Origin of the sequence: Actinopolyspora xinjiangensis (assembly GCF_900104475.1) — a bacterium.
Lineage (GTDB): Bacteria > Actinomycetota > Actinomycetes > Mycobacteriales > Pseudonocardiaceae > Actinopolyspora > Actinopolyspora xinjiangensis.
Genome location: NZ_FNJR01000010.1, coordinates 181,440 through 197,689 on the forward strand (window position 1 = coordinate 181,440; position 16,250 = coordinate 197,689).

Below are 16,250 nucleotides of genomic sequence, written 5' to 3' on the forward strand. Positions count from 1 at the left end.
CCGGCTCGGCTCGCCCGGCCGCGTAGGTCCGGCCGGAATCCCCGCACCCGGCGGCACGGAAACCGTGGCCGGACGGGTCGGACCAGCCGCGGCGGAACACGACTCGAAGTGGAATCTCCGGCGGTGCCGCGTGTCGTGGTGCGCCGGAACCCGCCGATCGCCGAGGTGCTCGCGTGCGGGCCCCTGGTTGGACGAGGATGGCCGACATGGTCGATTCGCTTCCCGGTGCGGGCCCGAAGAACGCGATCACCGACGTGGCCGGGGTCACGGTCGGTCATCAACGACGATGGGACGAGCGGTGGGCCACCGGCAGCACGGTGGTGCTCACCCCGGAGGGGGCCGCCGGTGCCGTCGACGTTCGCGGGGCGGGCCCCGGGACCAGGGAAACCGACGTGCTCACCCCCGACCACATGGTGCAGCGAGTGCACGGTGTGCTGCTCGGCGGCGGCAGCGCCTACGGACTCGCCGCGGCGGACGGGGTGATGCGCTGGTTGGCCGAGCGCGGTCACGGCGTACCGGTCGGCCCCACCCCGCACGAGGTGGTCCCGGTGGTGCCCGCCGCCGTGCTCTTCGACCTGCCCATGAGCGACTGGGGCAGACGCCCCGACGCCACGTTCGGGTACGCGGCGTGCGAGGCGCGCACCGGTGATCATCCCGGTGCCGGCAACGTCGGCGCCGGCACCGGAGCCGTGGCGGGGGCGATCAAGGGCGGGGTCGGAACCGCCAGCGCCGTCCTCGCCGACGGCACGGTGGTCGGCGCGTTGATGGCCGTCAACTCCCGGGGAACCGTGGTCGATCCGGAGACCGGCCTGCCGTGGGCGGCCGACAGCGGCCTCGAAGGGGAGTTCGACCTGCCCCGCCCCGCCCCGGAGAACGTCGCCTCGGCCGCGCGGCTGACCGCTCGCCCCGACCGGGCGGGCAACGAGATCGCCCCGCTCAACACCACGATAGGTGTCGTGGCCACCGACGCCGGGCTCGGCAAACCGGAGTGCCGCAGGGTCGCCGTCGCCGCGCACGACGGGTTGGCCAGGGCGGTGCGGCCCGCCCACGGCATGACCGACGGGGACACGGTGTTCGCGCTGGCCACCGGTGACCGCGCGGGCGCGCCCGCGGCGGGGGAGCCCGGCTGGATCGCCGCGATGGACGAGGTGTGCACGGCCGCCGCCCAGGTGACGGCGCGCGCGATCGTGCACGCCGTGCTGGCCGCCGAGTCGGTGGGGGCGGTGCCCTGTTACACGCGCCTCTACCATCCCGGGCGGGAATGAATCATGGTCGAATGTCGTTTCGAACCATGAACGACCGGTCACCGGGTTCACATGATGGGACCACGGTGAATCACCCCGTAGGATGGTGGCTGTGCTGGTGATCCGACGCGACCTCGTGGATGCGATGGTTGCGCATGCTCGACGGGACCACCCGGATGAAGCGTGTGGTGTGGTGGCGGGCCCCGAGGGGTCGGACCGTCCGGAACGAATGATCGAAATGATCAACGCCGAACGTTCCCCGACGTTCTACAGGTTCGACTCCACCGAACAGCTGCGAGTCTGGCGGGCCATGGACGCCGCCGACGAGGAGCCGGTGGTCATCTACCATTCGCACACCGCGACCGAGGCGTACCCCTCGCGGACCGATGTCTCCTACGCCTCGGAACCCAACGCGCACTACGTGCTCGTGTCCACCAGGGACCCGCACGAATACGAGCTGCGCTCCTACCGCATCGTCGACGGCGTCGTCACCGAGGAGCCGGTGGAGGTCGTCGAGTCCTACATGTTCGCCCACACCGGCGGCGACGACATCCCCGACCTAGGCTGAGTCCCCGCGTCGTGTGACCAGGCACGGCGCGGCTGTCGGGTGGATTTGCGAAATTCTCGTGTAGTAGGAGGTTGCGCCATGGCTGTCAACGTTTCGATCCCGACCATTCTGCGCAGTCACACCGGCGGGCAGAAGTCGGTGCAGGCCGACGGGAGCACCGTGGCCGAGGTGATCAACGACCTGGACGCCCGGCACAGCGGTCTGAAGGACCGGCTGGTCAAGGACGGTGGGTTGCACCGCTTCGTCAACGTCTACGTCAACGACGAGGACGTCCGGTTCGTGGGTGGTCTGGAGGCCACCGTCAGCGACGGTGACAGCCTGACGATCCTGCCGGCCGTCGCCGGTGGTATGCGCTGAAGCACCCACCTCGCGGGGAGGAGATCGAAGTGGCTCGCTACGACTCGTTGCTCGACACCCTCGGCGACACTCCGATGGTGGGGTTGCCCAGCCTCTCGCCCGCACCCGACGTGCGGCTGTGGGCGAAGCTGGAGGACCGCAACCCGACGGGGTCGGTCAAGGACAGGCCCGCGCTGGCGATGATCGAGGCGGCGGAGAAGGAGGGGGCCCTCACCCAGGGGTGCACCATTCTCGAGCCCACTTCGGGCAACACCGGCATCTCACTGGCCATGGCCGCTTCGCTGAAGGGCTACGGGCTGGTGTGCGTCATGCCGGAGAACACCTCCGAGGAACGCAGGCAGATCCTGCAGGCCTACGGAGCCCGCATCGTCTCCTCCCCGGCCGAAGGCGGGTCCAACCAGGCCGTCGCCGTGGCCAAGCAGCTCGCCGAGCAGAACCCGGACTGGGTGATGCTCTACCAGTACGGGAACTCGGCCAACATCGACGCCCACTACCGGGGGACCGGCCCCGAGATCCTGCGTGACCTCCCCGGGGTCACGCACTTCGTGGCGGGACTGGGCACCACCGGAACGCTGGTGGGGGTCGGCCGCTACCTGCACGAGCACAACCCCGGAACCCAGATCGTAGCGGCCGAGCCGCGCTACGGCGAGCTGGTGTACGGACTGCGCAACCTGGACGAGGGGTTCGTCCCCGAGCTCTACGACGCCGACGTGCTGAACAGGCGGTTCTCCGTCGGCTCCTACGACGCGTTGCGCCGTACCCGTCAGCTGTTGGAGCACGAGGGGATCTTCGCGGGGATCTCCACCGGCGCGGTGTTGCACGCTGCCCTGACCGTGGGGGAGCGGGCCGTCGCGGCCGGGGAGTCCGCCGAGATCGTGTTCCTGGTGGCCGACGCGGGCTGGAAGTACCTGTCCACCGGTGCCTACGGCGGCACGCTGGACGAGGCGGCGCAGCGGCTGGACGGCCAGCTCTGGGCGTGACTTCGGTGAACGTCGATTTCGTGAGGAATCGCCGCGCGCGGCGCGGCCGGGTCTCCGTCGCGGCAGCGGTTCCCGATCTGGTGAGCCCGCTCCGTCTCGGCGTAGGCTCGGTGACGTGAGCTCATCGCCCGGGGGACCGAACCGAGCACCCAAGCCACGTGTGATACCGCGCCGTCCCGCCCGCGCGGCGCTGATCGTGCTGGGCATCGTGGCCTTGCTGTACCTGCTGGAGCTGATCGACCAGCTGTTCTTCCAGACCGGCTTCTCGACTCCGACCCGCCAGGTCACCGGACTGGACGCGAACGGCATCCAACCCCGCGAACTCGACGGGCTGGACGGAATCCTGTGGGCGCCGTTCCTGCACCTGGGCTTCGAGCACCTGGTGGCGAACACGGTGCCGCTGCTGGTGCTGGGGTGGCTGTGCATGGCGGGCGGGGTGCGCCAGTTCGTCGCGGTGACCCTGGTGGTGCTGCTGGTCGGTGGTCTGGGCACCTGGTTGACCGGCGGCGACGGTTCCACCCACCTCGGCGCCTCCGGCATCGCCTTCGGCTGGCTGCTGTTCCTGCTCGTGCGGGGGTTCTTCAACCGCAGCGCGGGCCAGATCCTCGTGGCGGTGGTGCTGTTCGTCTACTGGGGCGGCATGTTGTGGGGAGTGCTCCCCGGAGGACAGCCGAACGTCTCCTGGCAGGCGCACCTGTTCGGCGCGCTCGGCGGTGTGCTCGCGGCGTGGCTGGTCAGGCGCGGTGACCGAGCGCACAGGGCGCGGTTCGAGCGGGGCGACGACCTACCGGGCAGACTCGGAACGTGACCCAAGCACCGATCGGGATCTTCGATTCCGGCGTGGGCGGTCTCACCGTCGCCCGCGCGATCATGGACCGGCTTCCCGCCGAGCGGCTGCGCTACGTGGGCGACACCGCCAACGCCCCCTACGGGCCGCTGCCGCTCGGTCGGGTGCGCGAGCACGCGTTGTCGGTGGCCGACTCCCTCGTCGAGGAGGGAGTGAAGATGCTGGTGATCGCCTGCAACACCGCCTCCTCCGCCTGCCTGCGCGACGCCAGGGAGCGCTACGACGTGCCCGTCGTGGAGGTCGTGCTGCCCGCGGCGCGCCGGGCCGCCACCACCACCCGCAACGGCAGGGTGGGCGTGATCGGTACCAGCGCCACGGCCAGGTCCCGTGCCTACGAGGACGCGTTCGCCGCCGTCCCGGACGTGACCCCCCACACCGTCGCCTGCCCCAGGCTGGTGAACTTCGTGGAGCGCGGGATCACCTCGGGGCGCCAGATCCTCGGATTGCTGCAGAGCTACCTGGAGCCGCTGCAGCGGGCCGACGTCGACACGCTGGTGCTCGGCTGCACGCACTACCCGTTGTTGAGCGGCGTGCTGCGGAACGTCATGGGTGAACAGGTCACGCTGGTCTCCAGCGCCGAGGAGAGCGCCCGGGAGGTCGCACGCGTGCTCACCGAGCGCGGTTCGCTGGCCGAACCGCTCGGCCCCGATGCCGCACCCGACCACGAGTTCCGCGCCACCGGGTCCCCCGAGCCGTTCGCCAAGCTCGCCCGCCGGTTTCTCGGGCCCTCCGTCACATCCGATGTTGTGCGGCCTTCGGACGTGTCACGCTCGGCCGTGTGAAGCTGACGATTCTCGGATGTTCCGGCAGCATCCCCGGTCCCGGCTCGCCCACCTCGGGGTACCTGGTGGAGTCCGGCGAGACTCGGATCCTGCTGGACCTGGGCAACGGCACGCTCGGCACGCTGCAGCGCTTCGGTGACCCCTTCGGGCCCGAGGCGCTGCTGCTGTCACACCTGCACCCGGACCACTGCGCCGATTTCGGCGCGCTGACGGTGCTGCGCCGCTACCACCCTTCGCCGCCGTACGATCCGACGGCGCGGAAGCTGACCGTCTTCGCTCCGGAGGAGGCGCCGGAGCGCCTGGCCGCGCTGTACGCCCCGAACGAGGGGGAACGAGCCTCGGCGGACCTCTCGGACGTCTTCGAGTTCGCACCGGTGCCCGAGACCCCGGTGCGGGTGGGTCCGTTCGAGATCCGGGCGTTTCCGGTGCACCACGTGTGTCCCAGCTGGGGGTTCCGGATCGCGGCCGAGGGACGCGTGCTGGCCTACACCGCCGACACCGGGCCGTGTGACGGACTCGCCGAGCTGGCACACGAGGCAGACGTGCTGCTCGCCGAGGCCTCCTGGCCCGACTCGCCCGACCGCCCGGACGGGCTGCACCTGTCCGGCAAGCAGGCGGCCGAGCTGGCCGAGCGCTCGTCGGCGGGGCGGCTGCTGCTCACCCACCTGCAGCCCTGGTGCGACGAGACCGCGATCCTCGCGGAGGCTCGCGAGCACACCTCGGTTCCCACCGAGCTGGTCTCCACCGCCGCCGAGTACCGGGTCTGAGCGCGGTGCGCCCGGCGAAGGTGGTCGCCCTGCGTCTCCCGGCGCCCTCCGGGCGTGGACCGGGATCGTTTCCGCCGGTCCGTCCGGGTGCGTCCGTGGTGCCGACGGGTGAGTGGAATACTGCTTCCGCCAGTGTCCGTAGACCGTTCGTCGTGGAGGAGCACCGTGACGATCACAGCCGTGTGGCCGATCGAGTCGCCCGAGGAGAGCAACAGTGGCGACGGGGTCACGCTGACCGAGCCCGGCGAGATCGACGGTCTGCTCGCCCGGCTGGCGGAGCCGAACGCCGGGGTGGCCACGGTCTGGCACGAGTCCCGCGAGCTCGCCGACGAGGACGAGGGGATGCCGGACCACGACGTGTGCGTGGCGGTGCGCGACGGCTACGGCTACATGAGCTACATCGACGTCGAGCACGACCTCGCGGTGCCGGAGGGGGACCCCGCCGCACCGGGGCTGCGGGGCGGTGACGTCGAGTTCCCCGAGGGAAGTGGGGTGCCGGTGGCGACGTTGGCCGAGGCGCTTCGGGAGTTTCTACGGACCGGTCAGCGTCCCGAGTCCGTGACCTGGCGGACCGTGGCGGAGTGAGCCCCTCGCCGCGCGGAGCGGGCGCGGGCACGTGGCGGGACGACCGCCGAAGCGGTTCCCCGGTTCCCGGGTGGACCGCCGCCTTTCGGACCTGCCGGTGGGACGTTCTAGGGTGGTGCGCGTGGCAAGAGCTGATGGCAGGAGCGACGACGCGCTCCGGGACGTGCGGATCACCCGCGGGTATCAGGACTGGCCGGCCGGATCGGTGCTGGTCGAATTCGGGCGTACGCGGGTGCTGTGCGCGGCCAGCGTGCAGGAGGGCGTTCCCCGCTGGCGTGCCGGTTCCGGTCTCGGTTGGGTGACCGCCGAGTACGCGATGCTTCCCTCGGCCACCAACACGCGCGGGGTGCGCGAGTCGGTCAAGGGCAAGATCGGGGGACGTACCCACGAGATCAGCAGGCTGGTGGGGCGGTCGCTGCGCAGCTGCATCGACATGAGCGCGCTCGGCGAGAACACCATCACGCTGGACTGCGACGTCATCCAGGCCGACGGTGGTACCCGGACCGCCGCGATCACGGGTGCCTACGTGGCGCTGGCCGACGCGGTCACCTGGCTGCGGGCGGCCAAGCTCCTCTCCGATCCCAAGCCGTTGTCCTGCGCGGTCTCCGCGGTCAGCGTGGGCGTGGTCGACGGGAAGGTGCGGCTGGACCTTCCCTACGAGGAGGACTCCCGCGCCGAGGTGGACATGAACGTGGTGGCCACCGACCACGGCACCTTCGTGGAGGTGCAGGGGACGGGTGAGGGAGCCACGTTCCCCAGGTCCACGCTGGACAGCATGTTGGACGTGGCGTTGGCGGGCTCGGCGCGGTTGTGCGAGCTGCAGGCCGAGGCGCTGGCGGAGCCGTACCCGGGCAAACTGCCGGGGAGTGCCGCATGAGCGAGCTGCTGCTGGCGACCCGCAACGCCGCTAAGCTGGCGGAGCTGCGGCGGATACTCGACGATGCCGGAGTGACGGGGTTGGAGGTGGTCGGCCTCGACGAGGTGCCCGAGTTCCCGGAGGCACCCGAGACCGGCGCCACCTTCGAGGCCAACGCCGTGGCCAAGGCGGTCGACGCCGCCCGCGCCACCGGTCTTCCCGCCGTGGCCGACGACTCCGGCCTGGAGGTGGACGCGCTCAACGGGATGCCCGGCGTGCTCTCGGCGCGCTGGGCGGGAGGGCACGGCGACGACCGCGCCAACCTGGACCTGGTGCTGGCCCAGCTCGGTGACGTGCCCGACGAGCGCCGCGGCGCGGCGTTCGTCGCTGCGGCGGCGCTGGTGACGCCCGAGGGCTCGGAGACCGTGGTGCGCGGCACCTGGCCCGGTAGCCTCGTCCGAGAGCCGCGCGGCTCCAACGGCTTCGGCTACGACCCGATCTTCGTGCCCGAGGGGGAGACCCGCACCTCGGCTGAGCTGTCCGCCGCCGAGAAGGACGCGGACTCGCACCGTGGCAGGGCGCTGCGTGAGCTGTTGCCGCACCTGCGGAAGCTGGCGGCGTAGGCGGTTCGTTCCTGTCACTTTCGGAGCGTATCGACGTACGGCTCGCTGATTCGGTGGCCGGGGCTGATCCGGTCGATCCCTCTCGCCGCTTTGAGAACCCGTGTGAGGCGGGCCCTCGGCCCCGGGGTCGAGGGCCCGCTGGAGTCGGTTCGACTCGGGTGAGATGTTTCCCCTCGGGTATCCCGACGGAGCTTCGTCGCAGGCAGTTGCTGAGGGTGAAGCGCCCGGCAGTGCCGTGCGTCACCGTCGCGGCTGTCCGCCCACCAGCCTTCTCTACTGTTCCGTTCGCGTCCCGAATACCGTGTAACCGGTGCTTCCGGCGAGTGCCAGCAGTGCACTCAGGGTGGCGGCGGTCGTTTCGGCGGGTTGTTCCAGGACGAAGGCCCACCAGGGATGATCCGGTCGTCCCCCTGAAGCGCTGCTGCCGTGGGTGCCCAGCAGCAGTGTCAGCAGTACGTAGGGGAAAGCGGTCATCCAGCCGCGACTTGAGCCGGCCACGGTGGCGGTGGCCAAGGTCATGCCGGTGAGCCCGGCCAGATTGCGTAACCCGCTCAGGGCCAGTTCGAAGCTGTGCGTCCACAGCGGGAGACAGGCCAGCGCGGCGGGGATTACGGCTGCGATCAGTAGTCCGAGTCGCACCGCTCCTTGAGGACGAGGAGCGGTTTCCCACAACCGAGTGGGTGGGCGCAACTGCAGCGTGAGAAGGCAGGACAGTATCAGCGGACTGAACAGGCCCAGCGGCACGTCGAGCTGACCGACGTTGGGTACCGGTACCGGGAGGCGTTGGGCCCCGAAGGCCGTGTTCACGAGGCCGACCCCGGCGCAACCTGCCACATGAAGTGGCCATCGGTGTGCTCGCAGCAGTAGCCAGGCGGGGGTCACGCGGGTAGCTCCGGCATAGGGGTGGTGCAGTCGTTGGCGGCCGTGACCGCTCGACGCACCCAGGACCGTTGTTGTTGCTTCGGAGCCGCCAGGAGCTGTTCGATTTCCGCCACGCGGTTGGGCGGCGGGTTGAGTTGCTTCATGCTCAGGTCGGGATCAAGTCGGTGGCGTACCCAGGCCTTCAAAGGAGCACGAGCTTCCATACCCGGGTACTCGCGGTAGCGATATCCGGTGTGGGGGTTGGAGTCGTTCTCCGTTTCGACGAGAGCGCACTCGGGTGAGTCCCATACCTTGGGAATCGCCAAGCTCTTCAGCAGATCTCGACGTGATTCTGCCGGCTCGATCCTGGTGATACGGGCCGAATCGCCGGACCAGTCCAGTCCTTTCTGCGCGTAACTGTCGGCCGGATGCAGTTCTGGAAAACGGTTGCGGTATTCGTCGATCACGTCCATCCAGCGGTCCATCCCGGCACTGTGGGCGGGCCACATGCACACCTGTGCTCCGCCGGGACTCTGGCGGCAGATGCCTTGGTCCGGTTGGCGCATCGTGGTCAACCGGGCGTTTCCTTCGGCGAACATCTTTCCCGAGCCGAGGAGGACCACCAAGGCCAACAACCCGATCCGCCCCGCGAGGCGAGGACGACGCCAGCACAGTACGGCCGTACAGCAGATGATCAGGGCGAGCAGCCACAGCCATTGCCCCGCCAGAGTTACCAGCAGCGGTTGTTCGGAGATCGAGCAGCATTGGATGTCTCGGATCACCAGGGCGCGGATGTACTTGTTGTCGCTGATCGAGCCGTAGGCCATCACCAACCACAGCACGATGCCGACCGTGGGCGCGGCCAAATATCGTGGCAGTACATAGCCGGCGGCCACTCCCACGGCGACACCAGCGACGAAGGATGTTTCGGCCACCGCTAGATAGTTCCACAGCGGGTGTCCACCACCCCGCACGGAAACCGTGACGGTCAACAACATCACTGCCGAACACAAGACGGACAAAAGCAACGCGGGTAGACCGGCCAGCAGCAGATAGGCCATCCCTGAACGCGGATAGCTTCGTTCCAGAAGATCCGCACCCACGCGGCGCATCCGCGAGGCATCCCATGCGGCCACCGCTGCCACCAGAGCCACCGGCCACAACACCGAGGTGCTCAGATGCCCAGAGGCCATCGACCAGTCGCCGTTCCACAGCCCTTCTCGATCCTTCGTGACCACCCAAGTGAAAACGAGGATCGGAAGGGCCGCCCATACTGCGGTGCTGCGGCGCAGCGCGATTCCCAGGATACTCATGCCGGCTTACCCGCCCCCAGCAGTCGTTCGTAAACCTCGTCCAGATCGGACGCCGTGGCTTTCTCACGATCGGTCAGCTCGGAAACCGTGGAGTCGGACACCAACTGCCCCTCGTCGAGCACTATCACCCGATCGGCCAGCGCCGCTACATCTTCGGTCAGATGCGTACTCAGCAGCACCGTGTGCTGCCTTCCGAGCTCGGTGATCACCTCACGGAGCGCGTTACGCTGCCGGGGGTCCAAGCCCACTGTGGGTTCGTCCAACAGCAGCACGGTCGGCTCATTGACCAATGCCTGCGCGACTCCCAGGCGGCGCAGCATTCCTCCGGAGAGCTTGTCCACCTTGCTCGTGCGCCGTTCGCCCAAACCAGTGGAATCCAGTGCCCACCGCACGGCGTCCCTCCGTTCTGCGCGTGGTACACGGCGCCACCACCCCGACAACGTCAGAAACTCCGAGACCGTCAAACGCCCCGGAGCGGTGAAATTCTGTGGTAGGAAGCCGATCGACTCCCGATAACGCCGGCGATCGCGCACGGGGTCCAGCCCGTTCAGTTCGATCCGGCCGTGCTGTGGACGCAACACGGTCGACAACACGCCCATGAGCGTGCTCTTGCCGGCCCCGTTCGGCCCCAACAGCGCCGTCACGCCTACCGGCAATGACATGTCGATACCCCGCAGCGCGGTATGGCCCCGGTATGAGTGCCATACCGCGCTCATACGAACAGTCGAAGTCAAATCCCCGTCCTCGAATGTGATTTACTGTGGAATCAATCGGAATATAGCACATGAACACGCGGGTGTGCGTGGATAATTTTTCGAGGGTGTTTTTTCGCCGAGCGACGTGGGGAAAATTATTTTCCTGGGTGGGTTCGTTTGGTTCAAAAAACATGCGCCGCAGGAGGAAAAGTTAAGATGTCGGAATTCTGTAGAGGTTGGGGAGGATCAGTTCGACAAGTCGCCCCAAGACGCCGTAGTTAGCCAGGATCTTGTGGGATATCGGGAGACCCGCACCTCGGCGGAGCTCTCCGCGGCCGAGAAGGACGCGGACTCGCACCGGGGCAGGGCGCTGCGCGAGCTGCTGCCGCACCCGCGGAAGCTGGCGGCGTAGGCGGTCCGTTCCGACGGGTGTCCGTTTCAGGGCCGGTTCTCCCCGGGAACCCCGGTGGAAAGCCAGCTACGGAGTCCGGAACGGCCGGTCTTCCGGGAGCAGCGGCAGTCGCCGGGCAGGTCCGTCTTCGACGGTCGCGTACCGCACGGAGGTCCGGCCCGCTCCAGGGCGAGTCGGCACGCAGGTGAACGACTTAGAGCTCGCGCCGGGGCTTGGCATCTCGCGTGGGGCGGGGGCGAGCGAGATCGTCCCCGCTCGGGGCGCCACGAAACGATGATTCCGCTTAGCGGTATCCGTATACCGCTGCGCGGAATTCGCTGTGCCGAATCTCTCCCCGTGCTGAGGGGTGCCTACCGGAACGGCTAGGTTTCCGCCGTGCTTCCCGAATGGCTCGAACTGTCGCTGCTCGTGCTCGTCGGATTCCTCTCCGGTGGCGTCAACGCCGTGGCGGGCGGCGGGTCGTTGCTGGTCTTCCCCGCGCTGCTCGGCACCGGGCTGTCCCCGCTGGCCGCCAACGTGACCAACGCGGTGGCGCAGGGGCCGGGGTTCGTCGGGGCGGCACTCGGTCAGCGCCGCGATCTGACGCGCAACGGCCGCAGACTGCTGCCGACCTCCATCGCGGCCGTGCTCGGTTCGGCGGGTGGCTGCGCCCTGCTGCTCACCCTGCCCGGCTCCGTTTTCGACGCGGTGGTCCCCGCTCTGGTGGGGCTGTCGGCGGTACTGATGGCGTTCCAGAACCGGATCCGCGCCTTGCTGGGCAACCCCGACCAGCACGGTCCGGACCGGACGGTGCCGCTCACGGTCGGGATCCTGCTGGCCTCGGTCTACGGCGGCTACTTCGGCGGTGCCCGCAGCGTGATCCTGGTGGTGATCCTCGTGCTTACGGCCAACGCCGAGCTCAGGGTCCTCAACGCGGCCAAGAACTGGCTGAGCCTGCTCGGCAGCGTGGTCACGCTGCTGATCTACGCGCTGCTCGCGCCGGTGGACTGGCTCGCGGCGCTGACCCTGGTTCCCAGCACTCTGCTGGGTGGTTACGCGGGGGGCAGGCTCGCGCGGCGGCTCCCGCCTACGGTGCTGCGCTGGTCGGTGGTGGTGATCGCCGCGGCGGTCGCGGTGTACCTGGCGCTGGACTAGTGGAGTTTTGCCGCCCCGGTTTCCGCCGGGCGTTCGACGGAGCATCGTCCGGGAGGCGCGAGCCGGTGCGGAGGTCCGGCGGAGATGCTCGGACATCCGGCTGGTTGGAAGTCGGCGCGTGTCGGGCCCGCGCCGGGAACGGGCCCCACTTCGCCGATCCGAGGAACTCGTTCCGACGGACTTCGCGGTTCCGCACGGCCCTCGTCACCTCGGGCCGCACCGTCACCGCCGGTGAGCGGTGGTCACCGCCTCACCGTCGAAGTCCGTCAGACTCCGATCTCGCGGCGCAGCCGGTCGACGTGCCCGGTGGCCTTGACGTTGTACATCGCCTGCGCCACCTTGCCGTCCGGGTCCACCACGAACGTCGAGCGGATCACGCCCTGCACGGTCTTACCGTAGTTCTGCTTCTCGCCGTAGGCCCCCCACTCGGTCATGACCTCGTGGTCCGGGTCGGACAGCAGCGGGAAGGTCAGGCCCTCGGCGTCGCGGAACTCGGCCAGCTTGGCCGGTTTGTCGGGCGAGATCCCCAGCACCGCGAACCCGGCGCCGTCCAGCTCTCCGAGACTGTCCCGGAAGTCGCAGGCCTCCGTGGTGCAGCCGGGGGTACCGGCGGCCGGGTAGAAGTACACGACCACCGATTTCCCCCGGTAATCGGAGAGCGTCACGGAGTTGCCGTCGGCGTCGGGCAGGGTGAAGTCGGGGGCGGCATCGCCCGTCGAGAGTTTCGCTGTCATGCCCCGACGCTAGCCGATGCCGTCCGGCTACGGACGCGGTGTCGTCGTGTTCGAGATCACCGAGTGGTTCGACTCCGCCGCCGGTCGTTCGGAACGGAACACATCGGCGTTGGCCATGATGGCGCCGAACCAGAGTCCGGCCACGGCCGAGGCGGTCACCGCGATGGCGGACAGGGTGTAAACGCGGACGTTCACCACTTTCCTTTCCCGAGATCATCTTTTTGGGTCGCCGGTGAGATCGCGAGGGGAGCGCGCATCGTTACTCGCTTCCTCCGAACGGGTGATGGCACGGTGCCCGCCCCCGAGTGCGGCTTCCCCGAGTTGCGGGAACCCGTACGGGCGGTGAGGGTCGCTGGTTGGGACCCGCGCGGCGACACCACAGGTCGTGGCGCGCGCCGGGCGGGCACGGTTACACCCGCAGTTCTCGTTGGAGCAGCCATGCCGACAGTGGCCGACCAGTTCATCGAGGTACTCGTCGAGGCGGGGGTCCGACGGATCTACGGCATCGTCGGGGACAGTCTCAACCCCGTCGTGGACGCCGTCCGGCGCACCGACGGCATCGAGTGGATCCACGTGCGGCACGAGGAGAGCGCCGCGTTCGCGGCGGCGGCCGAGGCGCAGCTCACCGGCGAACTGGCCGTCTGCGCGGGAAGCTGTGGTCCCGGCAATCTGCACCTGATAAACGGGCTGTTCGACGCCCACCGCAGCGGGGCTCCCGTGCTGGCGCTGGCCTCGCAGATCCCCTCGGCCCAGATCGGCACCGGCTTCTTCCAGGAAACCCACCCGGAGCGGATGTTCAACGAGTGCAGCCACCTCTGCGAGGTGCTCTCCCAGCCCGAGCAGATGCCCAGGCTGCTGCGCAGCGCACTGCAGACGGCCGCGGGCAGCCGAGGGGTGTCGGTGCTGGTGATGCCGGGCGACGTGGCGCAGCGCGCCGCGGTCAACCCGGTTCGACAGGGCGCGGTGCACTGCCAGCCGCCGACCGTGGTTCCGCCAGAGTCCCAGCTGAGGGAGCTGGCGCGGGCGTTGAACGCCGCCGAACGAGTCATGCTCTTCTGCGGTGCGGGAACCCGGCACGCCCACGACGAGGTGATGCGGCTGGCGGAGACCCTCAAGGCGCCGGTGGGGCACGCGCTGCGCGGCAAGGAGTGGATCCAGTACGACAACCCCTACGACGTGGGGATGAGCGGCCTGCTGGGCTACGGGGCCTGCCACGAGGCGATGCACCGCGCCGACCTCGTGGTGCTGCTGGGGACGGACTTCCCCTACGACGACTTCCTGCCCCAGGCCAACACCGTGCAGGTGGACATAGAACCGTCCCACCTGGCGCGGCGCACCGTGCTGGACGTCGCGGTGCAGGGCGACGTCGCCGAGACCATCCGGGCGGTGCTGCCGCACCTGGACACCAAGACCGACAGGTCCTTTTTGGACCAGATGCTGCGTGAGCACGCGGATACGCTGGAAAGTGTGGTCGAGGCCTACACCAGGGACGTGGACAAGCGGATCCCGATCCACCCCGAGTACGTCGCCGACGTGCTCGACGACCTCGCCGGCGAGGACGCGGTGTTCACAGTGGACACCGGGATGTGCAACGTCTGGTCCGCCCGCTATGTCACGCCGAACGGCAGGCGCAGAATGCTCGGTTCGTTCATCCACGGCTCGATGGCCAACGCCCTGCCGCACGCGATCGGCGCACAGCTGGCCGACGGGAACAGGCAGGTCGTGGCCATGTCCGGTGACGGTGGGCTGTCCATGTTGTTGGGAGAACTGCTGACGCTGCACAGCCTGCGACTGCCGGTGAAGGTGGTGCTGTTCAACAACGCTTCGCTGGGGATGGTGAAGCTGGAGATGCTCGTGGACGGCATGCCCGACCACGGCACCGACCACGATCCGGTGGACTTCGCGGCGCTGGCCGGGGCGCTCGGGATGTACTCCGTGCGGGTGCGGCGTCCGGAGGAGGTTCGGGTCGCGCTGCGGGACGCGCTGTCCCATCCGGGGCCCGCCGTGGTCGACGTGGTCACCGATCCGAACGCGATGTCCATTCCACCGCACATCACCGGTGATCAGGTCAAGGGGTTCGCGCTGGCCGTGAGCAGAACGGTTCTTGCAGGCGGTGTCGGGAAGATGATTCGCCTGGCGCGCAGCAATCTGCGCAACATCCCCAGGCCCTGAGCCGGCACAGCCGGTTCGCCCGTAAGAGGTGTAAAGGGCCGTTGTTCGCCCCACCCGCGTCCGGAGCAAGAGGTGGAGTTGATCGCGTAACAGTGTGGTGACGCTGCGCGGTTGCGCGAGCAAACTGGGGACATGACAGTGAGTCCGACGGTGCGGCGCCGCAGGCTCGCGGCCGAACTCCGCAGGCTGCGTGCCGTTCGTGAAGTCACTCAGCAGCAGGCCGCGGAGTACCTCGGGTGCACCCAGGCCAAGATCGGCCGCTTCGAGACCGCCAAGCGCTCACCCACGGTCAGCGATGTCGCCGCGTTGCTCGAGTTCTACGGTGTGGACGGAGCGGGCAGGCAGCGGCTGCTCGGGCTGGCACGGGACGCCCGGGCGCGCGGTTGGTGGCAGTCCTACAGCGACATCCTGCCCGAGTGGTACGAGACCTACATCGGTCTGGAGGCCGAAGCGGCCTCGATCGAGACCTACGAGCCCGACGCGGTTCCCGGTCTGCTGCAGACGGAGGAGTACGCCCACGCCATCACCAGAGCCACCCTCATCGACGCGGACGAGCGGGAGATCCAGCGAAGGGCCGAGCTGCGGCTGCGGCGGCAGCAGCGGATCAGTGGGGACGACCCGCTCCGGTTGTGGGCGGTGATCGGGGAGGCCGCGCTGCGCAGGACTGCGGGCGGGAAGCGAGTGCTGCGCGAGCAGCTCGAGCATCTGTTGCGCCTGTCGGAGCGGGGGAACGTGGCGATACAGGTCATGCCGCTGGACACGGACGCGCACCCGGCCCAGGTCGGTCCGTTCGTGATTCTGCGGTACTCCGACCATGTCGATCCCGACGTGGTCTACGTCGAGACTCACGTGGGCGGTTGGTACCTCGAAAGGGAGAACGAACTGTCGAACTACGACGTCATGATGGATCATTTACGTGCGCACGCCGCCGGTTTCGAGGAATCGTCGCGCGTGTTGGAGGCACGTATAGGGGAGTTGTAGATGAGTGAACTCTTTTCATGGCGCAGTAGTACTCGTACTCAGGGGCAGGGCCAGTGCGTGGAAGTGGGTTTCGCCAGCACCGTGGTACGGGTCAGGGACAGCAAGAATCGCCTCGCCGGGCAGTTGTCGGTGGGGGTTCGGCAGTGGGGGCTGTTCCTGAACATGCTCAAGGGCGATTCCTCTCGGAGGTGTGAGGACACCCCGTGAACGGTGGGTCCCCGTCCTGGAGAACAGCGGAGACGGGGGCCGTTCTACGGCACGTTCCCAGGGTGGGTTTTCGTTTCCCGTCGCGGATGTGGACTCGATTCGCGTTTTTCCGGCGAGAATCAGTCCTTTTCG

Annotated in this window: 19 protein-coding genes and 1 pseudogene; 15 read left to right on the forward strand and 5 right to left on the reverse strand. The window is 68.7% G+C overall.

Going from position 1 to position 16,250, the window contains the following annotated elements:
- Positions 1–206: 206 nt before the first annotated feature.
- The 10 genes from BLQ75_RS16185 (at position 207) to rdgB (ending at position 7,609) form a co-directional block, all read left to right on the forward strand.
- Positions 207–1,265 carry a P1 family peptidase gene (locus BLQ75_RS16185; protein WP_092603305.1) on the forward strand — a complete coding sequence of 353 codons (1,059 nt, stop codon included), beginning with the start codon at positions 207–209 and terminating at the stop codon, positions 1,263–1,265.
- Between the two features lie 91 nt (positions 1,266–1,356).
- Entirely contained in the window at positions 1,357–1,812 is a 456-nt protein-coding gene (locus tag BLQ75_RS16190) for a M67 family metallopeptidase (protein WP_043578695.1), read from the forward strand.
- Positions 1,813–1,890: 78 nt separating this feature from the next.
- On the forward strand, positions 1,891–2,169 hold the full coding sequence (locus BLQ75_RS16195; protein ID WP_092603183.1) for a MoaD/ThiS family protein: 279 nt from the start codon (positions 1,891–1,893) through the stop codon (positions 2,167–2,169).
- A gap of 29 nt (positions 2,170–2,198) precedes the next feature.
- Complete coding sequence (locus BLQ75_RS16200) at positions 2,199–3,149, forward strand: PLP-dependent cysteine synthase family protein (protein WP_092603185.1); 951 nt, start codon at positions 2,199–2,201, stop codon at positions 3,147–3,149.
- Positions 3,150–3,264: 115 nt separating this feature from the next.
- Positions 3,265–3,957, forward strand: a complete 693-nt coding sequence (locus BLQ75_RS16205) for a rhomboid family intramembrane serine protease (protein ID WP_244515627.1) — start codon at positions 3,265–3,267, stop codon at positions 3,955–3,957.
- A complete protein-coding gene (gene murI / locus BLQ75_RS16210) occupies positions 3,954–4,778 on the forward strand; it encodes a glutamate racemase (RefSeq protein ID WP_092603189.1) in 825 nt (274 codons plus the stop codon). Before BLQ75_RS16205 ends, murI begins: the two co-directional genes overlap by 4 nt.
- Entirely contained in the window at positions 4,775–5,545 is a 771-nt protein-coding gene (locus BLQ75_RS16215; protein WP_092603191.1) for an MBL fold metallo-hydrolase, read from the forward strand. The genes murI and BLQ75_RS16215 overlap by 4 nt, the downstream gene beginning before the upstream one ends.
- 165 nt (positions 5,546–5,710) lie before the next feature.
- Positions 5,711–6,130: an Imm1 family immunity protein gene (locus tag BLQ75_RS16220; protein ID WP_092603193.1), complete on the forward strand. Its 420-nt coding sequence runs from the start codon at positions 5,711–5,713 to the stop codon at positions 6,128–6,130.
- Positions 6,131–6,251: 121 nt separating this feature from the next.
- Positions 6,252–7,007, forward strand: a complete 756-nt coding sequence (rph, locus tag BLQ75_RS16225) for a ribonuclease PH (protein WP_092603307.1) — start codon at positions 6,252–6,254, stop codon at positions 7,005–7,007.
- Positions 7,004–7,609: an RdgB/HAM1 family non-canonical purine NTP pyrophosphatase gene (rdgB, locus tag BLQ75_RS16230; RefSeq protein ID WP_092603195.1), complete on the forward strand. Its 606-nt coding sequence runs from the start codon at positions 7,004–7,006 to the stop codon at positions 7,607–7,609. The genes rph and rdgB overlap by 4 nt, the downstream gene beginning before the upstream one ends.
- A gap of 273 nt (positions 7,610–7,882) precedes the next feature.
- On the opposite strand, the gene BLQ75_RS16235 is transcribed toward rdgB, so the two are convergent.
- The 3 genes from BLQ75_RS16235 to BLQ75_RS16245 form a co-directional block, all read right to left on the reverse strand.
- Positions 7,883–8,416, reverse strand: coding sequence for a hypothetical protein (locus tag BLQ75_RS16235; protein WP_139183004.1), 534 nt, complete (start codon positions 8,414–8,416; stop codon positions 7,883–7,885).
- Between the two features lie 71 nt (positions 8,417–8,487).
- On the reverse strand, positions 8,488–9,783 hold the full coding sequence (locus BLQ75_RS16240; RefSeq protein ID WP_092603199.1) for a hypothetical protein: 1,296 nt from the start codon (positions 9,781–9,783) through the stop codon (positions 8,488–8,490).
- The gene (locus BLQ75_RS16245; RefSeq protein ID WP_092603201.1) at positions 9,780–10,499 is read right to left on the reverse strand and encodes an ABC transporter ATP-binding protein; all 720 of its coding nucleotides are present in this window, start codon (positions 10,497–10,499) and stop codon (positions 9,780–9,782) included. The genes BLQ75_RS16240 and BLQ75_RS16245 overlap by 4 nt, the downstream gene beginning before the upstream one ends.
- 283 nt (positions 10,500–10,782) lie before the next feature.
- Here BLQ75_RS16245 and BLQ75_RS16250 point away from each other — a divergent pair.
- Together BLQ75_RS16250 and BLQ75_RS16255 are read left to right on the forward strand one after the other, a co-directional pair.
- A pseudogene (locus tag BLQ75_RS16250) lies at positions 10,783–10,890 on the forward strand (non-canonical purine NTP pyrophosphatase); the annotation flags it as partial.
- 375 nt (positions 10,891–11,265) lie between these two features.
- Positions 11,266–12,024: a sulfite exporter TauE/SafE family protein gene (locus BLQ75_RS16255; protein WP_092603203.1), complete on the forward strand. Its 759-nt coding sequence runs from the start codon at positions 11,266–11,268 to the stop codon at positions 12,022–12,024.
- Between the two features lie 266 nt (positions 12,025–12,290).
- Here BLQ75_RS16255 and bcp read toward each other — a convergent pair whose 3' ends face one another.
- Both bcp and BLQ75_RS23570 read right to left on the reverse strand, forming a co-directional pair.
- Positions 12,291–12,758, reverse strand: a complete 468-nt coding sequence (gene bcp / locus BLQ75_RS16260; protein WP_092603205.1) for a thioredoxin-dependent thiol peroxidase — start codon at positions 12,756–12,758, stop codon at positions 12,291–12,293.
- Between the two features lie 27 nt (positions 12,759–12,785).
- A complete protein-coding gene (locus BLQ75_RS23570; RefSeq protein WP_170837534.1) occupies positions 12,786–12,953 on the reverse strand; it encodes a hypothetical protein in 168 nt (55 codons plus the stop codon).
- Positions 12,954–13,196: 243 nt separating this feature from the next.
- On the opposite strand from BLQ75_RS23570, the gene BLQ75_RS16265 reads away from it, so the two are divergent.
- The 3 genes from BLQ75_RS16265 (at position 13,197) to BLQ75_RS16275 (ending at position 16,118) form a co-directional block, all read left to right on the forward strand.
- Positions 13,197–14,930 carry a pyruvate dehydrogenase gene (locus tag BLQ75_RS16265; RefSeq protein WP_092603207.1) on the forward strand — a complete coding sequence of 578 codons (1,734 nt, stop codon included), beginning with the start codon at positions 13,197–13,199 and terminating at the stop codon, positions 14,928–14,930.
- Between the two features lie 132 nt (positions 14,931–15,062).
- Complete coding sequence (locus BLQ75_RS16270) at positions 15,063–15,911, forward strand: helix-turn-helix domain-containing protein (RefSeq protein ID WP_092603209.1); 849 nt, start codon at positions 15,063–15,065, stop codon at positions 15,909–15,911.
- Positions 15,912–16,118: a DUF397 domain-containing protein gene (locus BLQ75_RS16275; protein WP_092603211.1), complete on the forward strand. Its 207-nt coding sequence runs from the start codon at positions 15,912–15,914 to the stop codon at positions 16,116–16,118.
- The last annotated feature ends 132 nt before the right edge of the window (positions 16,119–16,250 follow it).

Bases quoted from the DNA above. Each gene is read 5' to 3' on its own strand.
- BLQ75_RS16195 (WP_092603183.1), top strand. From the start codon at position 1,891: ATGGCTGTCAACGTTTCGATCCCGACCATTCTGCGCAGTCACACCGGC.
- BLQ75_RS16185 (WP_092603305.1), top strand. From the start codon at position 207: ATGGTCGATTCGCTTCCCGGTGCGGGCCCGAAGAACGCGATCACCGAC.
- rdgB (WP_092603195.1), top strand. From the start codon at position 7,004: ATGAGCGAGCTGCTGCTGGCGACCCGCAACGCCGCTAAGCTGGCGGAG.
- BLQ75_RS16245 (WP_092603201.1), bottom strand. From the start codon at position 10,499: ATGAGCGCGGTATGGCACTCATACCGGGGCCATACCGCGCTGCGGGGT.
- bcp (WP_092603205.1), bottom strand. From the start codon at position 12,758: ATGACAGCGAAACTCTCGACGGGCGATGCCGCCCCCGACTTCACCCTG.
- BLQ75_RS16275 (WP_092603211.1), top strand. From the start codon at position 15,912: ATGAGTGAACTCTTTTCATGGCGCAGTAGTACTCGTACTCAGGGGCAG.
- BLQ75_RS16265 (WP_092603207.1), top strand. From the start codon at position 13,197: ATGCCGACAGTGGCCGACCAGTTCATCGAGGTACTCGTCGAGGCGGGG.
- BLQ75_RS16240 (WP_092603199.1), bottom strand. From the start codon at position 9,783: ATGAGTATCCTGGGAATCGCGCTGCGCCGCAGCACCGCAGTATGGGCG.
- BLQ75_RS16270 (WP_092603209.1), top strand. From the start codon at position 15,063: ATGACAGTGAGTCCGACGGTGCGGCGCCGCAGGCTCGCGGCCGAACTC.